The 16982-nt window shown below is 68.6% G+C and carries 16 protein-coding genes; 3 read left to right on the top strand and 13 right to left on the bottom strand.

What is annotated here, in order from left to right:
- Window positions 1–10: 10 nt before the first annotated feature.
- Window positions 11–1507 carry an AMP nucleosidase gene (locus AC1DKV_RS03210; protein WP_441617186.1) on the bottom strand — a complete coding sequence of 499 codons (1497 nt, stop codon included), beginning with the start codon at window positions 1505–1507 and terminating at the stop codon, window positions 11–13.
- 172 nt (window positions 1508–1679) lie between these two features.
- Here AC1DKV_RS03210 and AC1DKV_RS03205 point away from each other — a divergent pair, with 172 nt between their 5' ends.
- Complete coding sequence (locus tag AC1DKV_RS03205) at window positions 1680–2069, top strand: GNAT family N-acetyltransferase (RefSeq protein ID WP_420997467.1); 390 nt, start codon at window positions 1680–1682, stop codon at window positions 2067–2069.
- Window positions 2070–2099: 30 nt separating this feature from the next.
- Entirely contained in the window at window positions 2100–2534 is a 435-nt protein-coding gene (locus AC1DKV_RS03200; RefSeq protein WP_441617183.1) for an EamA family transporter, read from the top strand.
- A gap of 25 nt (window positions 2535–2559) precedes the next feature.
- Here AC1DKV_RS03200 and AC1DKV_RS03195 read toward each other — a convergent pair whose 3' ends face one another.
- From AC1DKV_RS03195 to AC1DKV_RS03180, 4 genes are all read right to left on the bottom strand, one after another.
- Complete coding sequence (locus tag AC1DKV_RS03195) at window positions 2560–3570, bottom strand: MBL fold metallo-hydrolase (protein ID WP_441617181.1); 1011 nt, start codon at window positions 3568–3570, stop codon at window positions 2560–2562.
- Between the two features lie 234 nt (window positions 3571–3804).
- Window positions 3805–4791 (bottom strand): Bug family tripartite tricarboxylate transporter substrate binding protein, encoded by a 987-nt coding sequence (locus AC1DKV_RS03190; RefSeq protein WP_441617179.1) that lies wholly within the window; start codon window positions 4789–4791, stop codon window positions 3805–3807.
- 110 nt (window positions 4792–4901) lie between these two features.
- Window positions 4902–5264 carry an AtuA-related protein gene (locus AC1DKV_RS03185; RefSeq protein ID WP_441617177.1) on the bottom strand — a complete coding sequence of 121 codons (363 nt, stop codon included), beginning with the start codon at window positions 5262–5264 and terminating at the stop codon, window positions 4902–4904.
- Window positions 5261–6640 carry an acyclic terpene utilization AtuA family protein gene (locus AC1DKV_RS03180; RefSeq protein WP_477137463.1) on the bottom strand — a complete coding sequence of 460 codons (1380 nt, stop codon included), beginning with the start codon at window positions 6638–6640 and terminating at the stop codon, window positions 5261–5263. Before AC1DKV_RS03180 ends, AC1DKV_RS03185 begins: the two co-directional genes overlap by 4 nt.
- 259 nt (window positions 6641–6899) lie before the next feature.
- Between AC1DKV_RS03180 and AC1DKV_RS03175 the strand changes: the two genes are divergently transcribed.
- A complete protein-coding gene (locus tag AC1DKV_RS03175) occupies window positions 6900–7796 on the top strand; it encodes a LysR family transcriptional regulator (RefSeq protein WP_441617173.1) in 897 nt (298 codons plus the stop codon).
- 14 nt (window positions 7797–7810) lie between these two features.
- On the opposite strand, the gene AC1DKV_RS03170 is transcribed toward AC1DKV_RS03175, so the two are convergent.
- The 8 genes from AC1DKV_RS03170 to AC1DKV_RS03135 form a co-directional block, all read right to left on the bottom strand.
- The gene (locus tag AC1DKV_RS03170; protein ID WP_441617172.1) at window positions 7811–8614 is read right to left on the bottom strand and encodes an SDR family oxidoreductase; all 804 of its coding nucleotides are present in this window, start codon (window positions 8612–8614) and stop codon (window positions 7811–7813) included.
- A 66-nt stretch (window positions 8615–8680) separates the two neighbouring features.
- A complete protein-coding gene (locus tag AC1DKV_RS03165) occupies window positions 8681–9817 on the bottom strand; it encodes an ABC transporter substrate-binding protein (RefSeq protein WP_441617170.1) in 1137 nt (378 codons plus the stop codon).
- A 305-nt stretch (window positions 9818–10122) separates the two neighbouring features.
- The gene (locus tag AC1DKV_RS03160; protein ID WP_441617168.1) at window positions 10123–10635 is read right to left on the bottom strand and encodes a DUF1269 domain-containing protein; all 513 of its coding nucleotides are present in this window, start codon (window positions 10633–10635) and stop codon (window positions 10123–10125) included.
- 244 nt (window positions 10636–10879) lie between these two features.
- Window positions 10880–12301, bottom strand: a complete 1422-nt coding sequence (locus AC1DKV_RS03155; RefSeq protein WP_441617166.1) for an acetate kinase — start codon at window positions 12299–12301, stop codon at window positions 10880–10882.
- Window positions 12302–12471: 170 nt separating this feature from the next.
- Window positions 12472–13800 (bottom strand): hypothetical protein, encoded by a 1329-nt coding sequence (locus AC1DKV_RS03150; protein WP_441643340.1) that lies wholly within the window; start codon window positions 13798–13800, stop codon window positions 12472–12474.
- A 10-nt stretch (window positions 13801–13810) separates the two neighbouring features.
- Window positions 13811–14506 carry a C39 family peptidase gene (locus tag AC1DKV_RS03145; RefSeq protein ID WP_441643339.1) on the bottom strand — a complete coding sequence of 232 codons (696 nt, stop codon included), beginning with the start codon at window positions 14504–14506 and terminating at the stop codon, window positions 13811–13813.
- Window positions 14503–14958, bottom strand: coding sequence for a hypothetical protein (locus AC1DKV_RS03140; protein ID WP_441617160.1), 456 nt, complete (start codon window positions 14956–14958; stop codon window positions 14503–14505). Before AC1DKV_RS03140 ends, AC1DKV_RS03145 begins: the two co-directional genes overlap by 4 nt.
- A 196-nt stretch (window positions 14959–15154) precedes the next feature.
- Window positions 15155–16681 (bottom strand): hypothetical protein, encoded by a 1527-nt coding sequence (locus tag AC1DKV_RS03135; RefSeq protein WP_441617158.1) that lies wholly within the window; start codon window positions 16679–16681, stop codon window positions 15155–15157.
- Window positions 16682–16982: the final 301 nt, after the last annotated feature.

The raw sequence follows: 16982 nt of genomic DNA, 5'->3' as shown, positions 1-16982 counted from the left end.
CTGCCGCGCCTTACCTGAAGGCAGGCTCGTCGAAACTGCGCAGCTTGCGCGAATGCAGTTGCTCGGCCCCGGCCTCGCGCAGGATGCGGATCGCCTCCAGGCCGATGGTCATGTGCTGGCTCACGCGCTGGCGGTAGAACGCGTTGGCCATGCCACGCAGCTTGAGCTCGCCGTGCAGCGGCTTGTCGGACACGCACAGCAAGGTGCCATAGGGCACGCGCAGGCGGAAACCGTTGGCCGCCACGGTGGCGCTTTCCATGTCGATCGCAATCGCGCGCGACTGGTTGAAGCGGGCGTATAGCGACTTCGACTTCAGCTCCCAGTTGCGGTCGTCGGTGGAGACCACGGTGCCGGTACGCATGCGCGTCTTCATCTCGCTGCCGGACAGGCCGGTGACGCGTGCCACGGCTTCCTGCAGCGCGACCTGGATCTCGGCGATGGGCGGCACGGGCACCCACGGCGGCAGGTCGTGGTCCAGCACGTGGTCGTCGCGCACGTAGGCGTGCGCCAGCACATAGTCGCCGAGCTGCTGCGAGCGACGCAGGCCGCCGCAGTGGCCCACCATGAGCCAGCAATGCGGGCGCAGCACCGCGAGGTGGTCGGTCATGGTCTTGGCATTGGACGGGCCCACGCCGATGTTGACCAGGGTCACGCCGAGGCGGTCCTCGCGCACCAGGTGATAGGCGGGCATCTGCGGCAGCGCGCGCGGGCGCAGCGCATCGTCGGGCTCGGGCGCGCCGCGTTCCTGCACTACGTCGCCGGGTTCGACGAAGCGCGCGTAGCCGTCGGCGCCCTGCTCGTCCCCGGCCGCCATCAGCGAGCGGCCCAGCGCGATGAACTCGTCGACATAGCGCTGGTAGTTGGTGAACAGCACGAAGCGCTGGAAATGCTGGGGCGCGGTGCCGGTGTAGTGATACAGCCGCTGCAGCGCGAGGTCCACGCGCTCGCCGGTAAACAGCGAGAGCGGCCACGCCTCGCCGGGCACGGGTTCGAAGGTGCCGTTGGCAATGGCATCATCGATGCGGCTCAGCTCGGGCAGCACGAAGGACGCTTCGAGTTCGCGCGCCTGCGTGTAGCTGATATCGGTGGTGGAGGCTTCGATGACGAAAGGCAGCGGGATCGGCCGCCGGCTCACGCCGACCACCACCGGCACTCGGTGGTAGCGCAACAGGCGCTCGATCTGGTCACGGTAGTAGTCGGCCAGCAGGTCGGGCCGCGTCACCGTGGTGCCATACACGCCCGGGTAGGCCACGGTGCCCCACGAGGGCCGGCTGTCCGTCACCATGGTCTCGAGGTTGACCGAGATGCCGAGGTAGGGGTAGCAGGCGTGCGCCGCGGACGGCAGCGGCTGACCGCGCGCGAAGGCGTCGAAGCGCGCGCGTATCGCGCCGACCGAGGCCTCGTAGATTTCGAGGATACGGGCCAACGCCGCGTCGGCGTCGCTGAACTCGGCCAGCTGATCGGCCGGGTGGGCGGAAGAGAAGATCGAGGCATTCATGGCAAACATGATACCCCGCCTCGGAGTGGGCGCAACATGCCAGGCGGCAAATTGACGGGCCTTCGCGCGCTCGCTACACTGCCTGCAGTCTTTGGCGGCCCCCGCGCCGTCCTCGCCTCGAGACGCCCCCCCAAAAGAAGGGCAGCGCCGAGTTGCTGTATGTGCTTGCATGGGAGCCCCGATGGAAATCCGCAATCTGCTGCCCGATGAGATCGAGGCTGCCAGACAATTGCTTGCGGCCAACGGCTGGGCACACAGGGTGGCCAACACCGAGCGCTTCGCCCGCCTGATCGCCAATTCGCAGCGCGTTGCGGTGGCGGTCGACAATGGCGAGATCGTCGGTTTCGCGCGTGCCCTGTGCGACGATATCTCCAACGGCTACCTGTCGATGGTGGCCGTGGCGCCAAGCCACCGGCGCCGCGGCATCGGCCGCGCGCTGGTGCGCCACATCGTCGGCAACGATCCCGATATCACCTGGGTGCTGCGCGCCGGACGGTCCTCCGAGGCGGCCTTCTTCGGCCAGCTCGGCTTCGTGCCCTCGCTCGTGGCCATGGAGCGCCGGCGCCTCTGAGCGCGCCGCAAACCGCACAGACACGATCCTATGGCCTCCTCGACCGGCTGGTTCCACTGGGCGCTGCTCTCGGCGGTGTTCGCCGCGCTGACGGCGATCTTCGCCAAGATCGGCCTGGAGGGCATCAACTCCGACCTTGCCACGCTGGTGCGCACCGCGGTGATCATTGTGGTGCTGAGCGCCTTCGTGGTGTTCACCGGCAAGTGGAGCAACCCGCTGGCGCTGTCGCCCCGTACCTGGGTCTTTCTCGTGCTTTCCGGCCTCGCCACCGGCGCTTCCTGGGTGTGCTACTTCCGCGCGCTCAAGCTCGGCGAGGCATCCAAGGTCGCACCGGTGGACAAGCTGAGCCTGCTGCTGGTGGCGGTGTTCGCCGTGATATTCCTGGGCGAGCGGCCCAGCCTGCGCGAATGGGCCGGCATCCTGCTGGTGGGCGCCGGCGTGCTGGTGCTGGGCTTCAGGCGCTAGCGCGGCACCAGACCGGGGCGGCGCCCTACCTGTCGGTACGCAGCGGCCCGTACTCCACCGGCACCCAGGCGTAGCCCTTGCCCTCCGCGCGCACATGGCCGATGCCCGGGAACGGCAGGTGCGCGCCGGCCACCCACAGCTGGCCGCGCGCGGCTTGCGCAAAAAGCGCCTTGCGCGTGGTCACGGCCTGGCGGCTGTCCACGTCGAACTCCATCGCCACCTCCGGCCGGCGGAACTGCACCGCATGGCTGTGCACGAGATCGCCCCAGAACAACATGCCGTGGTCGGCCGACCTGAACAGGTAGCCGCTGTGGCCAGGTGTATGGCCGTGCGCCGGCACGGCGCTCACGCCGGGTAGCAGTTCGGCTCCGGCGGCATAGGTGCGCAGCCGGCCGCTGGCCTGGTAGGGCGCGACGGCGGCGCGCGCCATGGCAAACAACGGCTGGGCATCCTGCGGCGCGCGCGCCGCCGTGGCTTCGTCCAGCCAGTAGGCCGCGTCGGCCTTGTCGACATACACCGTGGCGTTGGCGAACACCGGCTTGCCGTCGGCCATCAGGCCGCAGGCATGGTCGGGATGCAAGTGGGTGAGCAGCACGGTATCGACCTGCCCGGGCGCATAACCCGCGGCGCGCAGGTTCTCCACGACGCGCCCCAGCGTGGGGCCGAAGCAAGCCGCGGTGCCGGTATCGACCAGCACCAGGTTCTTGCCGGTGTGGACCAGGTAGGCATTGACCGCGGTCTGCATGCCCGGCGTCGTGGCCACGAACATGCGCGCCAGCAAGCGCTGCACTTCGCCGGGGCTGCTGTACTTGAACACCTTGGTGTCGAGGTCGACATAGCCGTCGTACAACGCGGTCACTTCGAACTGGCCGAACATCATGCGGTAATAGCCGGGCACCTGCGTCCTGAGCTGGGCCGGCGGGGACGCCGCCGCCGGGCTCTGGGCGGGCGCCAGGGCGGGCGCGCCGGCAAAGGCAAGGGCTGCGATCAGGGATACTGCGGTCCGGCGACGGCCGGCGGGGCAAGGCACGCTCATGCTGCGCTCCATGGAAATTGGGGGCGACTTCCAGAGCTGCATTATCGGCGCAAAGTGCGCGACGCGGCGGCTCGCGCATATGTGAGCGCGCGCTCCGTGCCGCGCCGGCCATCCGGCACGGGCAGCGCGGCATCGGCGGGCGGGAAGGCTGCCTGCGCACGGCCGGCGGCAACGAAAAACGCCTCCCGGTCACGGGAGGCGTTCATGCATGAAAGGCCGCAGCGCTGCCCCGGTTCACTCCGGCTGGATATTGGCCGCCTTGATGATCTTGCCCCACTTGGCCGATTCCGCGGCCTGGAACTTGGCCAGCTCGGCCGGCGAGCTGGTGAACACATCCGTCCCCGTAGACTGGTAGAAGCTTGCGGCGGTGTCGCTCCTGGCTGCCTTCACCAGCATCGCATGGAGCTTGTCGACGACCGGTTGCGGCGTCTTGGCCGGCGCGTAGGCCGCGAACCAGTAGCTCATCTCATAGCCCTTGACTCCGGCCTCGTCGATGGTCGGTACATTGGGCGCCAGCGGCGAACGCGTCTTGCCCGACACGCCCAGCGCCTTGAGCTTGCCGCTCTTGACCTGCGGCAGGCCGGTGGCGGTGTCGGTGATCATCATCTGGATCTGGTTGCCGAGCAGGTCGGTCACCGCCAGCGGGTTGCTCTTGTACGGCACATGGAGCAACTGCACATGCGCCATCTGCTGGAACAGCTCGCCCGCGATGCGCGAGGAGGAACTGCCGCTGCCGAAGCTGAGCTTGCCGGGTTCCTTCTTGGCCAGCGCGATGAAGTCGCCCACGCTGTTGACCGGCAGTTGCGGATTCACCACCATGATCTGGCCGCCGCGGCCGAGCGCGCTGATGGGCGAGTAGTCCTTGACCGGATCGTAGGGCAGCTTCTTGAACAGGTGCTCGTTGGCGGCATGCGTGGTGTTGGTGGTGATCAGCACGGTGTAGCCGTCCGGGCCGGCCTTGGCCACGTCGCTGGCGGCGATGAAGCCGTTGGCGCCCGGCTTGTTGTCGACCACCACCGTGACCTTGGCGTCCACCGTGATGGCCTGGCCGATCGCGCGCGCGAGCTGGTCGGTGGCGCTGCCGGCAGCGAACGGCACCACGAAGCGGATCGGCTTGTCCGGGAACTCCGCATGCGCAGGCCCCGCCAGCAGCGCGAGCGCCGCGGCGGCGATGCCGGTGACCACCTTCATGGCGGAAGCGGGCTTGGTGTATGCGGACATCTTGAGTCTCCTGTTGGAATCTGGCTTCGTTGTGGTTGTTGAGTGCGAATCTCGTCGCGAATCTCGTCGCGAATGTCGTTGCCAATATCGTTGCGCGTGCGCCTGGCCGTTCAGCCCGCGCCGGCCAGCCTCGGCGGCAAGGGAATCTCCAGCTGCAGCAGCAGGAAGGCCAGTGCCTTGCCATGCGTGTCGAGGTTGAGCGCATCGTTGACGCCGCCGTCCAGCACGCCGTCGATGACGAAGTTCATCGCCTGCAGCGAAGGCACCAGGTAGCGCTTGACGGCCGACGGCTGGCGATGGGCGAACAGCGCGGCCACCGCGTCTTCGGTGACGTGGGCGGCGAGATGATCGAAATCGCGCGGATCGTAGGCAATCACGCTGATATTGGAGCGGTCGCCCTTGTCGCCAGTGCGCCCGTGCGCGAGCTGGTACAGGGCGATATTGTCGGCGGCATCGGTAGTGGCAGTGTTCATGGCAGCAGGGTATGGCTTGCGTTGACGGCGGCGCGCGGCACCAGGCAGGACATGGCGTTCAGGCGTGCGCGCAGCGCGGTACGCACGCCGCCGCCGCCCGCGGGGCCGCAGGTATAGAGCGCATTGACCTCACGCAGCAGCGCCTGCGCCACCGGCTTGTCCTCATGCGCGAGCGCGGCGCGCAGGCGCACGTCCTGCGCCTGCGTCTCACCGGGCAGGGCCTGCTGCAGCAGCCGGCCGCCGTCGTCGGCGAACACGCTGCACACGCCGATCAGGTCGAAGCGTATCGGCACGCTGTAGCCAAGCAGGTTCATGCGCTTGCGCACGATCTCCGCGGCCAGGCGCGCGCGCGCCGCGGCATTGGGGCCGGCATAGGAGATCTCGCCTTCGGCGATCCAGCCGCCCTGGTAGAACAGGTTGGCCTTGAGCTGTTCCGGCCGTTCGCGGCCGCGCACATTGCGCACCGCCACGCGGTCCGGGCCCAGCTGCTCGACGGTGGCCTGGCTGATGTCCGCGACCACGTCGGGGGTGAGGTAGGCGGCGGGGTCGTGCACTTCGTACAGCAACTGCTCCTTGACGGTGCGCAGGTCCACGCAGCCGCCGGTATCCGCGGCCTTGCCGACCTCGATATTGCCGTCGGCATCCAGGCGCACGATCGGGTAGCCGACGGCATGCACATCGGGTACGTCCTTCATGCCGGGATCGGCAAAGTAGCCGCCGGTGACCTGGGCGCCGCACTCGAGCAGGTGGCCGGCCATGGTGGCGCGCGCCAGCCGGTCCCAATCGTCCCACGACCAGCCGAAATGCGCCATGGCCGGGCCGACCGCCAGCGCCGGGTCGGCCACGCGGCCGCACACCACCACCTGCGCGCCGTCGGTGAGCGCGTCCGCGATGCCGCGCGCGCCGATGTAGGCGTTGGCGCAGACGAAGCGCGTCTCCGGAAAGCCGCTGCCGACGATCTGGCGCAGCACGGCGCGGCCGGCATCGTCCGCAAGGTCGTCGCCTTCGACCACCGCCACGCGCGGTGCCGCCAGGCCAAGCTCGGCGGCCAGCGCGCGCACGCGTGCGGCGGCGGCGCGCGGGTTGGCGGCGCCGAAGTTGCCGACGATGGGAATGCCGTTGGCCAGGCACAGCCCCAGGACCGGCGCGAGCAGCGCGTCGAGCAGCGGTTCGTAGCCTTGGGCGGGATCGTTGCGCCGGGCCAGCTGGGCCAGCTCCAGCGTGCGCTCGGCCAGGGTCTCGAACATCAGCACGGCGGGGCCGCCCGCCGCGATCATGGTGCGCACCACGGGGAGGGCGGCATCCGTGCGGTCGCCGGAGAAGCCGGCACCGGAGCCGATCAGCAAAGGTCCGGGGGCGGGAGCGGAAGCAGTCATGGGACGAAGCCTGGTGAGGCGGGCGCAAACCCGGGTGGCAAGGACGGTGCGCACGAGGCCGCCACCGTGAATGGATTCTAGACCTGCCAGCCTGCTCCGAAAAACGGATAATTTGGATTAATCTATCGATTTGGCAGATAAAAGCGGATGCACGGGAAGTACGCTTTGCGCCGCACGCCTGCAGGCGTGCCCCGGGCGCCCGCCAAACGCCCGCCAACCACTGATACCGCCGGTACCGCCAGTACCCTCGCCCCCGCCGATGAACCTGTCCGTCAAACACTTGCGCGCCTTCGTGGCGCTGGTGGAGCATCGAAACTTCACACGCGCCGCGCAGGCCTGCCACCTGTCGCAATCGGCCTTCAGCGCGCTGATCCAGACGCTGGAGGAACAGGCCGGCACGCGCCTGTTCGAGCGCACCACGCGCCATGTGGAACTGAGCGTGGAAGGCCGGCGATTCGAGGAAGTGGCGGTGCGCCTGCTGGCGGATTTCGAGACGGCGTTCGCAGAGCTGCGCGATCATGCCGAGCGCCGCAAGGGGCGGGTATCGATCGCGGCCCTGCCCTCGCTGGCGGCCGGCGACCTGCCGCCGCTGCTGGCCGCGTTCCACCAGCGCTATCCGGGCATCTCCATCGAGCTGTTCGACCTGCTCGCGGACGGCTGCATCGAGATGGTCAGGCGCGGGCGGGCCGATTTCGCGCTGGCGCCCGCGCCGGCGCAGGACAGCGACCTGCGCGTCGAGCCGCTGGTGGCGGACCGCTTCCACCTGGTGTGCCCGGCCAGCCATCCGCTGGCGCGGCGCAAGCGCGTGGCGCCGCAGGCACTGGCGGGGCTGCCCTTCATCCAGCTGTCGCGTACCAGCAGCGTGCGCCAGCACCTGGACGCCGCGCTGCATCCGCTCAAGCTCAACGGCGTGATGGAGGTGGAGCACCTGGCGACCGTGGCGGCGCTGGTGGCCGCGGGGCTGGGCGTGACGGTGGTGCCGGCGCTGGCACTGTTCCAGTTCCAGCAGGAGGGCCTGGCGATCCGTCCGCTGCAGTTGCCATCGCTGGTGCGCGACATCTGCCTGGTACGGCTCAAGGACCGCGGCGATTCCGCGGCCGCCGCGGCGATGATCGAAGCCGTGCAGGCGCACTTCCAGCGCGGACGGGCGCGCTGAGCGGCACCGCTGCCTCAGAAATGCGCGAGATAGCCGCCGTCGACCGCCAGTACATGGCCGGTGACATAGGAGGCGGCCGGCGACGCGAGGAATACCGCCGCGCCGGCGATTTCTTCCGGCTGGCCCCAGCGGCCGAGCGCGGTGCGCTGGCGCAGCCATTCCGACACGCTCGCATCCGCCACCATCGGCTGGTTTGGCTCGGTGGCGAAGTAACCGGGCGCGATCGCATTGACGGTCACGCCATCGCGGCCAAGGTCGGCGGCCATGGCGCGCGTGAGTGCATCGAGGCCGCCCTTGGTGGCGGGGTAGAGCACGTCATTGGCACGTGCAACCTGGCCCGCGATCGAGCTGACATTGATGATGCGGCCGTAGCCGCCGCGGCGCATCAGCTGCGCGGCGTGGCGGCACAGCGCGTAGGGCGCGACCAGGTTGGTCTCCAGCATCTCGCGCAGGTCGGCGGCATCGAGATGCGCCATATTGCTGCGCTTGCGCGCGCCGGCATTGTTGACGAGGATATCGAGCCGGCCGTGGCTGGCGTCGATGCGCGCGAAGGCGGCGGCGCCGGCGGCCTCGTCGGTAATGTCGAGCACCAGCGCTTCGGCGCCGCCGGCGCTGTCTTCGCCTGCTGGCGAGAGCTGCGCCACGGCGGCATGCACGCGCGCGGCGTTGCGCGCGGCAATGATCACGTGGGCGCCGGCCTGGCGCAGGGCGGCCGCGATCGCCAGGCCGAGGCCTTGCGCGCCGCCGGTGACCAGCGCCACGCGGCCGTGCAGCGAGAAGGGCGAGCTGGCGGGTGGGTTCAGGGGTGAGATAGCCATCCGGCGACTATACCGCAGCCCCGCCCCACCCGATCCACCCGACCACCCGACCACCCGAACGGCAGTTCAGCGGATCAGCTTGCCGGTGGACGAGACGATCGACATCTCGACGAACGACGAGCCGGTGTGCCGCGCAGGGCTGTAGCTGATCAGGATGCCGCCCAGGTCGAAGTCGCGCAGGCTCTCGAGCGCGCCGACCAGCCGTTCGCGCGTGGGCTCCGGCCCCGCGCGGCGCAGGCCTTCGACCAGCACCTTGGCCGACATGAAGCCTTCCATGCCGGCATTGCTCGGCTCCACGCCCTGCTGGCGCGCCTGGCTGCGGTATTCGCTGGCAATGCTCATCTGGCTGGAGTTGGTGCCTGGCACCACCTGCGTGATGATCAGGCCGCGCGCGTCTTCGCCAAGCTCCTTGATAAAGGAATCGGCCGCGTTGTTGGACAGCGTGACGAACTGCGCCTGGCTGCCGGCGCGGCGCATCTCCCTGATCAGGCGCGCCGCCTCCGAGCCCGAGCCGATCACCAGCACCGCCTGCGGATTAGCCTTGTTGATGGTGGCCACGCCTGCCTGGATGTCGCCCATCGGGCGCGCGAACGAGGCGCTCGCCGCGGGCTGGACCCCGCGCGCCTGCAGCGCGGTGCTGAAGCCTTCGAATACGTCCTGGCCGAAGCCGTCGCTGGCGTAGTAGATGGCGATGCGGTTCATGCCCGAGGTGGCGAGGTGGTTGATCGCGCGGGCCACCTCGTCCTGGTACTTGGCGCGCACGTTGAACACGTAGCGGTTGACCGGGCGGTGCAGCGTGATGGCACCGGTCAGCGGCGCCACCAGCGGCACCTTCTCGGCGTTGATGATGGGCAGGATGCTTTCGTTCTGCGGCGTGCCGCGCACCATGAACAGCGCGAACACCTTGTCCTCCAGCACCAGCTTGCGCACGTTGCCGGGCGTGCGCTTGGCGTCGAAGCCGTCATCGTAGGTCACCAGCTCGATGCGCCGGCCGGCTACGCCGCCATTGGCGTTGACCGTGCTCAGGTAGACCTGGGCGCCGGCGATCTGCTCCTTGACCGACCCCGCCACCGGGCCGGTGACGCCCGCCGACTGCCCGATCCTGATGGTGCCCTTGCTGATGCCTGGCTCCGCCTGCGCCAGCGGCGCGGCCGCTATCAGCGCGGCGGCCAGCAGGCCGCGCGCGATCCGTGTTGTCCTCATCTCCGACCCCTTTTTTCGCTTGCGAATCGTCTTGCTTTCGCTTTGCTCTGTTTTCATGGCGCGCTTCATGCGATGAAGCGGCTGCACGCAAATTACCTCAAAGACGTGCCATTCGGCAAACTGGCTGTTGCAAACCGGATGACTGCGGCAAGGCGTGCGCGGCGATCGCGCGGCAACGGGAAAGCGAAAGAGAGCGGAGGGAGGAGCAAGGAGGGAGGAAGCCAGGGCGCGGCAGGACGCGCCCGACGCTGGCGCCGGGCGCGTGCAAGGCGGAACGCGGGGCCGGGGCGGCCCCGCGCCGAAACTCAGGGAAAGGCGGGTACGGCGGGATCGAGGCCGGCAAAGCGGGCTTCCGGATGGGCCGCTTCCAGCAGGGCTTCGATTTCTTCGATGCGCCCGCGCGGCACGTCCACCATCAGCAGGATCTTGCCCTCCTCGATTTCTTTTTCGAAGGCCTTGTGGCGGCTGTTCGGCGCGGAGCAGCCGATCATGCTCGAGGCCCACGCCCCGAACACCGCGCCCAGCACGGCGAGCACGCCCACCAGCCCCCATTGTGGCGTATCGCTGACGATGGGAAACATGGCCACCAGCGCGCCGGCGATGATGCCGATGCCGCCGCCGACCATCAGGCCCATCTCGGCAGCATGCACGATGTCGGAGGTCTGGAACAGGTTGGCTTCATGCAGGCCGGTCATATCGGCGCCGTCGCGCGCGATGAAGTGGATATGACTGTTCTCGATGCGCGCCAGCAGCAGATCGTCCATGGTGCGGCGGGCACTCGCCAGATCGGGCAACAACCAGAAGATGCGTTTGCGCATGACTCTCTCCTCGCTTCAGGCCATTACAGGCCATTTTCGGGCCATCCCGGCAGCAGTGTGCATGCGGAGTCGCCATCACGCCTGGACGAGAGAACGTCCGGTGGAGGTGCATCCGTATCCGCCCTGGGGACGGGGTTCTTCATTTGTACGCCAGCCGCGTGGCCAGCGCAAGGCGCCCTCCGTCACATGCCGGCCCGGCGTCACCTCGCGCTGTACCCGCGCTGTACCATGTGCGCCACCTGCCTCAGAACGTGATCGGCAGGCGCAAGGTCACCGTCAGGTTCGGCGTGTCCTGCGTGAGCCCCGCGCCGACGGAGACGTTCAGCGTGTAGCGGCTGTTGAAGCGGTACGAATACCCTACCAGCAGGGTGCCCTGCGTCACGCGCACGGAGCCCGCCACCGTCTGCCCGTTCTGCTTGGTCGGCCAGATGATGCTCTGGTCGTAGCCGATACTGAACGAGGCATGTTCGTTCAGCGACAGGCCGATACCGAAGTTGAAGCCGAAGATGTCGCCCGGCGCGATCTTGCCGAGGTTCTCCTGCTGGCCATTGAGCACGGTGCGGCTGACGTTGTCGCGCGCGAAATTGTGCAGATAGCTGAAGGTGCCGAAGAACACCGCCGGATCGCTTGGCAGCAGCCAGGTGACGCCGGGCTGGATGGCCTGGAAGCCGGTGCCGGTGGGCAGGCCCAGCGGCAGCCCGGTGCCGGTGGTATTGCCCACGCAGCGCGTCACGCAATCGGTCACCACGTCGAACGGGCTCTTGCCGGTGCTGGACTTGTAGCGCAGCCAGCCGACGAAGTACGGCATCTTCTCGTTGCCGTAGTTGATCTGGTAGCGCAGTGTCGCCTCCACGTCGCCGATGCCCTTGCCGCTGGAATTGAAGACGTTGTCGACCGCCGTGCCGGTAAAGACTTCGCGGCTGACAGTCGAGCCCGAGGTCTGTACGTAGGGCACCTTGGCTTCGAGTTCCAGCCGCTTGGTGAGGCCGTAGCGGAACGCCACCGCCTCGATATAGGTCGAGGTCTTGACCTGGCGCACGTCGATGAGGCCGATCAGCAGGGCCGGGATGATGGTATAGCCGACCAGGGCCACGCGATCGTTGGACGAATAGCCATACTGGAAGCTCGGCTCGACCACCAGCTTGCCCACCGGCGTGAGCACGCCGGGCTGGTCGAAGATAGGCGCGATCGCCGGCGGCGGCGTCCTTTCCTCCGGCGGCTTGCCCACGGGCTGCTCGTCGCCGGCCTGCGCCAGCTGCACCTGCGCGGCTTGCGCCGTGGCGTTCTCCTGCATGGCGGCGTTGCCCGCGTCCTGCGCGCCGGGCGTGCCTGGCGCGGCCGCCGGTGCGGCCGCGGCATTGGTGGCCGCGTCTTCGGCCGCTGGCGCGGGGCTAGTGCCCGGCGGGCGCTGGCCGCCACGCTTGCGCGCCAGCACATCCGTGCCCAGTACGCTGCGCAACTCGCGGATGGTGGCTTCCTGCTCCGCCATGGACCGCTTCATCGCCTCGAGCGCGGCGGCCTGCTCGGCCACCGCGCGCTTGAGCTGGTCCAGCTTTGCCGCGGTCGGCCCGTCGTCTGGCGGGGTCTGGCCTTGCGCCATGCCCCCGAGCAACAGCAATGTCGAACACCCGGCCTGCCGGATGCCGCGCAGCGACCCGTTTTTCATTTCGCCTTCCTCCCCCGGACGGCGGACTGCTTGGAGCAGGAGTCCGCAACCTGCTTACCGCATACAGCCTTTCTCCGTACTGCCAGCTTCTCTCTACGGCTCTCTACAGCTTTCTACTGCTTTCTACCGCTTATCCACTGCTTGTCCGTTGCCGTTGCGGCGGCCTGGCTTCAACGCCGGCCTGCTGCGCCTAGCAGCGCGTTGCTTAAGGTCTGGTTGGCCACCTGCGCGCGGAATGCCTGCAAGGTGTTGACTCCAGCGTTGATCGTCACCAGGTTCTGTATCGACTGGTTACTCAGCGAGTTCTGAATTACCGTTGCCGGCGAACCGGCCAGTGCGCTGGCGGCGGCGCTGTTGCCCGGCCCGTTCTGTATCAGGCTCATGACACCGTTGGTCGTCACCGTGGCCGCGCCCGAGGACACCACCGAAGCGGGCAGGCTGGTCATCGCCACGCCCGCCGCGCTGGCGCCCGTGCTGGTACTGCTGCTGCCATTGCCGCCCTGTGCGGCACCGCCGCCGCCGGTCACCGGGTTGGAGGCGAGCGCATGGTTGACCGTCGCGGCGGCCGCGGCACCGGCGCCGGTCGCCACGCCAAGCGCGGCCGCCAGCTGCGAGGCCTGGCTGGCGGTGATGCGGCTTATGTCGGGAATGGTGAGGCTGGTCGACACCACCAGGGCACCGTTGATGTACACGGCACGCTGGATGCCGAACGAAACCTGCAGGCCGGCACCCACGTCGAAGCCGCCGCGCAGGTCGTCGAGGCGGTCCTTCTCCACCGGCTTCCAGCTCGCCATGGTGCTGCGCGCGGCGTGCACATGGGGGGTCTGGGCCTGGGGACTCTCCTGGGCGGCGGGCGGCACCGCCGCTGCCACGATGGCCTCGATCGTCTGCGGCGCCGGGCGTGCCGCTTCGGCGAAGCCGCCGCGCGGATCCTGCAGATGCTGTTGCGGGGCAGCCGGCTTCCGGGCGGCTGTGTCATCTCGTGGCGCGAGCACCGCGCGTTCAGGCGCGGGCGCGGCGGCCTTGGCCACGCTGTCGCCGGTCGCCGCCAAAGCCGGCGGCGTGTCCGGGGCCGGCAGCGCGACCGCCGCGCGCGTGTCCGCGGCATCGGCCATCGCGACGCCGGCCACGGCGGCGGTTGCCGGAGCCATATCTGCTGCATCGGCGGCATGCGCGGTACGCGCGATGAGGGCGGCCGGCGGCTCTTCCGCCTGCGCGGCCGGCAGGGCCTCGATGTCCAGCGACGCCGGGGTCCGCCCGGCCATGTTGCCGAGCGCCGCCGCCAGGTAAGGATTGGAAGGTTCCGCCTGAGCGGCGGGCGTGACCGTGAAGCCGGCGGCATCGGGAGCGCCGCGCGTGTCGAGCGCTTCGAGCCCCGTGCCTTCGTCGGCCCGCGCATGCCCGGCGCAGGCCAGGCCTGCGCCCAGCAGCACCATCGCCGTGGCCGGACCGGCCCCACTGCGGCGGGAGTGCGCGGGCTTCGAGGATGTCTGGAACATGATGCGTTCCTTAGAAGTCGCTACTGCCATGCGAGGGCATGACAGTGAAGAACAGACTATCCCGGTTGATACCCATGGAGTAAGGGCCGGTAGGCGCAATGCGCCAGTCGGCCGCGAGATTGAAGCGCGCCGAATCCTCGCGGTTGTGGATGACGAACAGCAACTGGCTGTCCCAGATCGATTCGAAATGCTCGCGCGAGATTGCGCGCGTACCGAGCGCCGGGTCACCGATCAGCACGCGGTTGCCGTGGACGCCCTTGATCACCACGAAATGGTGGTAGCCGTTCTCGACCACCAGCACGATGGCGGGGATCTGGGTTTCCTCCAGCTTGGACAGCGGCAGCTCATAGCCATCGGCGAGGAAGCCGCGTGACTCGAGGAAGCGCTTCATGTCCAGCAGCGAGAAGCCCTCCTGCCGGATCTTGTTCTGGTCGCCGTTGACGAACATGTTGGCGAATACAACCTGTTCGCTGACCGGATAGCCGTACTGGTAGGTCAGCAACGTGGCCACCGCCGCCGAGCCGCAGCTGAAATCGTACTGCTGGCGGATGGTGGTCTTGTAGCGCGCCTCCTTGAGGCTGGTGACACGCACGCTGAAGAAATTGCTGCCGTCGCCCGGAACGATCGCATAGTCGGCCCACGCCACCGGCGCGCCGGCCGCGGCCAGCAGCAGGGTGGCCTGCAGTAGCAGCTTGCGCAGCGTCATGGCTTGAACTGCACGTTGATGATCGTGGCGTTCTGGATCAGCACGTTGGAGCCCGAGTTCTGTATGACAGTGGGCAGGCCCGAGGCGCTGGCGAACGAGCCGTCGGCGATGCTGTTGGCACCGCTCATGATGCGGTTCGCGCTGTTGTCGGCCACGGTGCCGGCCAGACGCATGTCGTTGACCACCAGTTCGGATCCGCCGCGGATATCGTCGAGCTTGTTGCTGGCAACCGGCTTGCCCAGGCCGGCGAACACGCCGCGCTGCGTACCGCCCGCCGCTGCGGGAGGAACCTGTTCCGGGGCCGCCGCGCTGGTGTTCAGGGCGGGTCCGGTGCTTGCCGCAGGCACTGCGGCGGATGGCCCGGCGGGCAACGGTTCGGCCAGGGCTTGCAAGCCAGGCCAGACCACGATGGCTGTCGCCATGACAGTGACAGCAAAGCGGACCGATCGCATTTTGGTGTCTCCTTCGGCCTCCTGCCCGCCGCCCCATCCGAACGGGCACGCAAGAGACGAGTGGACGCTTCGTCGAATGGGCATCCCGGCACGCGACGCGCGCCGGGATGCCTTGAGTTGCCGGAGTCGAGCCGGGCCGGCAGGGAGCGCGCGCGGGCCATCCACCCGCGGCGCGCGCCCCTGCCGCGCACCTGCCTTACTTGCCGACGTTCAGGTTGGCCTGAACATTGACGCTTTGCTGCACCAGCGACGCCATGCCGCTGTTTTGGTTGGCGATCATGATGCCCGCGGCCGACTGGCCGACACTGCTCATCGCGTTGGACATGTTGAAGGTGCCAGCATCGACATAGTTGGCGCCACCGGCGCCGCCGGCTCCACCCACTGCGCCATTGCCAACACCGCCCGTGCCGCCGTTGCCCGTGCCGCCAGCGCCACCGGCACCGGAAGCCGCGCCGACCGCGCCGCTGCCGGCCGTCGCGCTGCCATTGCTGGCCTGGGTCGAAGCGCCGCCGCTGGTTGCATTGCCGCCATTACCGCCATTGCCGGCCACGCTGACCTGGGAACCGCCATAGCCGCCCGTGCCGGAGCCGGCGCCACCGCTAGCCGTGGACGTGCCGCCAGAGCCGGCTCCGCCATTGCCACCCGTGCCAGTACCTGCACCGCCAGTCGGGCTGGATGCGCCAGCGGTCGAGCCGCCGCCTCCGCCGCCGGTCGCAGTCCCTGCGCCCGCCGTGGTGGTGGTGGCGCCGGTGGAGCCTGCACCGCCCGCACCAGCCGTGCTGGTGCCGCCGGGGCCGCCGTTGCCGAAGAAGCCATTGCCGCCGCTGCCCGACTTCGAGCCGCTGCTGCCGCCCGCCGCTGCCGCCAGGCCGCCAGCGCTGCCGCCACCGGCCCACGCGCCACCTGCCTTGCCGCCGCTGGAGAGGCTGGCACCATAGGCGTCGCCGCCGGAGCCCTTGGCGATGCCGCCGCGCCCGCCTACGCCGACGCTGGCGCTGAGCGCGCCGCCGCCGTAGCCCTTGGCGTCGCCGCCGTCGCCGCCATAGCCCTTGGCGTCGCCACCGCTGCCGCCATGGCCAGCATTGGCGGTGCCTGCGGACGCAGCGCCAGCCGTGGCGCTGCCGTTGGTAGCCGAGCCACCGCTGCCGCCGCTGCCGCCGTTGCCGCTATTGCCACCATTGCCGCCGGTGCCGCCCTTGCCGTCGCCACCATAGCCAGCGCCGCCCTTGCCGCCCCAGCCGCCGTTGGCATTGCCGGAGTTGCTAGCCGTATTGCCGATGCCGTAGACCTTGACGCCGCTGACGGAGCCCGACAGCTTGCTGATGGCAATGGCCTTGCTGCTGTTGAAGGAGTTGCTGAGGTTGGCGGTGGCCGAGCTGCCGTTGTTGGCGCCAGCATTGCCATAGCCTTCGTCAAAGGTCACCTTGCCCTTGTTGTCGGTATTGGTCTTGTTGGAGGTTGAAGTCTTGTTGGAGGTGTAGGTCGAAGTCTTGGTTGAAGTACGGGTATCGGTACTTGTCTTGGTGGCTGTGCTGTTATCCTGCCAGGCATTGGAATTCTCATTTGCCGAAGCCCCACCGCCGGACTGAGTGGACGTCGCAGTGGCCGTCTGCGTGTTGTCGCCGTTCCACTTGACGTCATTGTTATTCGTCGGGTTGGCCATGGCCTGACCGCCAGCCCCAAGGGCTAGGGTGATCGCCGACGCAAGTAAGGTCTTTTTCATACAAAGCTCCCAGGAGGATTTACAGCGGCTCTGCCTCTCGCTGCCGCTCGGGGAGAACGACGGTGGGAGGCGCGGGTCAGGCACTTCGGCCAAACCAGCCTCCCTTTCCGCATAATCGGTGCCAGCGCTTGCGGCCGGCGCGGCAATCCCTTGAAATACAAGGGCTACAAAGCATTCATGGCGGGCAGGGAATCATTTGCGTGCCACCTGCACGTGAGCCGCCGCTGTGAGCCGCACACAACATGTCACATGGCTGTGACAGCGCGTATCCAACGTCACCGCGAATGGTCTGCGCAAGCGC

Source organism: Cupriavidus sp. 05T41 (assembly GCF_056396525.1).
The sequence above is the reverse complement of the archived record's forward strand: the minus strand, read 5'-3'. Positions and strand labels throughout refer to the sequence as shown.

Bases quoted from the DNA above. Each gene is read 5' to 3' on its own strand.
- AC1DKV_RS03165 (WP_441617170.1), bottom strand. From the start codon at position 9,817: ATGAGGACAACACGGATCGCGCGCGGCCTGCTGGCCGCCGCGCTGATA.
- AC1DKV_RS03205 (WP_420997467.1), top strand. From the start codon at position 1,680: ATGGAAATCCGCAATCTGCTGCCCGATGAGATCGAGGCTGCCAGACAA.
- AC1DKV_RS03180 (WP_477137463.1), bottom strand. From the start codon at position 6,640: ATGACTGCTTCCGCTCCCGCCCCCGGACCTTTGCTGATCGGCTCCGGT.
- AC1DKV_RS03150 (WP_441643340.1), bottom strand. From the start codon at position 13,800: ATGTTCCAGACATCCTCGAAGCCCGCGCACTCCCGCCGCAGTGGGGCC.
- AC1DKV_RS03135 (WP_441617158.1), bottom strand. From the start codon at position 16,681: ATGAAAAAGACCTTACTTGCGTCGGCGATCACCCTAGCCCTTGGGGCT.
- AC1DKV_RS03210 (WP_441617186.1), bottom strand. From the start codon at position 1,507: ATGTTTGCCATGAATGCCTCGATCTTCTCTTCCGCCCACCCGGCCGAT.
- AC1DKV_RS03185 (WP_441617177.1), bottom strand. From the start codon at position 5,264: ATGAACACTGCCACTACCGATGCCGCCGACAATATCGCCCTGTACCAG.
- AC1DKV_RS03140 (WP_441617160.1), bottom strand. From the start codon at position 14,958: ATGCGATCGGTCCGCTTTGCTGTCACTGTCATGGCGACAGCCATCGTG.
- AC1DKV_RS03195 (WP_441617181.1), bottom strand. From the start codon at position 3,570: ATGAGCGTGCCTTGCCCCGCCGGCCGTCGCCGGACCGCAGTATCCCTG.
- AC1DKV_RS03145 (WP_441643339.1), bottom strand. From the start codon at position 14,506: ATGACGCTGCGCAAGCTGCTACTGCAGGCCACCCTGCTGCTGGCCGCG.
- AC1DKV_RS03155 (WP_441617166.1), bottom strand. From the start codon at position 12,301: ATGAAAAACGGGTCGCTGCGCGGCATCCGGCAGGCCGGGTGTTCGACA.
- AC1DKV_RS03170 (WP_441617172.1), bottom strand. From the start codon at position 8,614: ATGGCTATCTCACCCCTGAACCCACCCGCCAGCTCGCCCTTCTCGCTG.
- AC1DKV_RS03175 (WP_441617173.1), top strand. From the start codon at position 6,900: ATGAACCTGTCCGTCAAACACTTGCGCGCCTTCGTGGCGCTGGTGGAG.
- AC1DKV_RS03160 (WP_441617168.1), bottom strand. From the start codon at position 10,635: ATGCGCAAACGCATCTTCTGGTTGTTGCCCGATCTGGCGAGTGCCCGC.
- AC1DKV_RS03200 (WP_441617183.1), top strand. From the start codon at position 2,100: ATGGCCTCCTCGACCGGCTGGTTCCACTGGGCGCTGCTCTCGGCGGTG.
- AC1DKV_RS03190 (WP_441617179.1), bottom strand. From the start codon at position 4,791: ATGTCCGCATACACCAAGCCCGCTTCCGCCATGAAGGTGGTCACCGGC.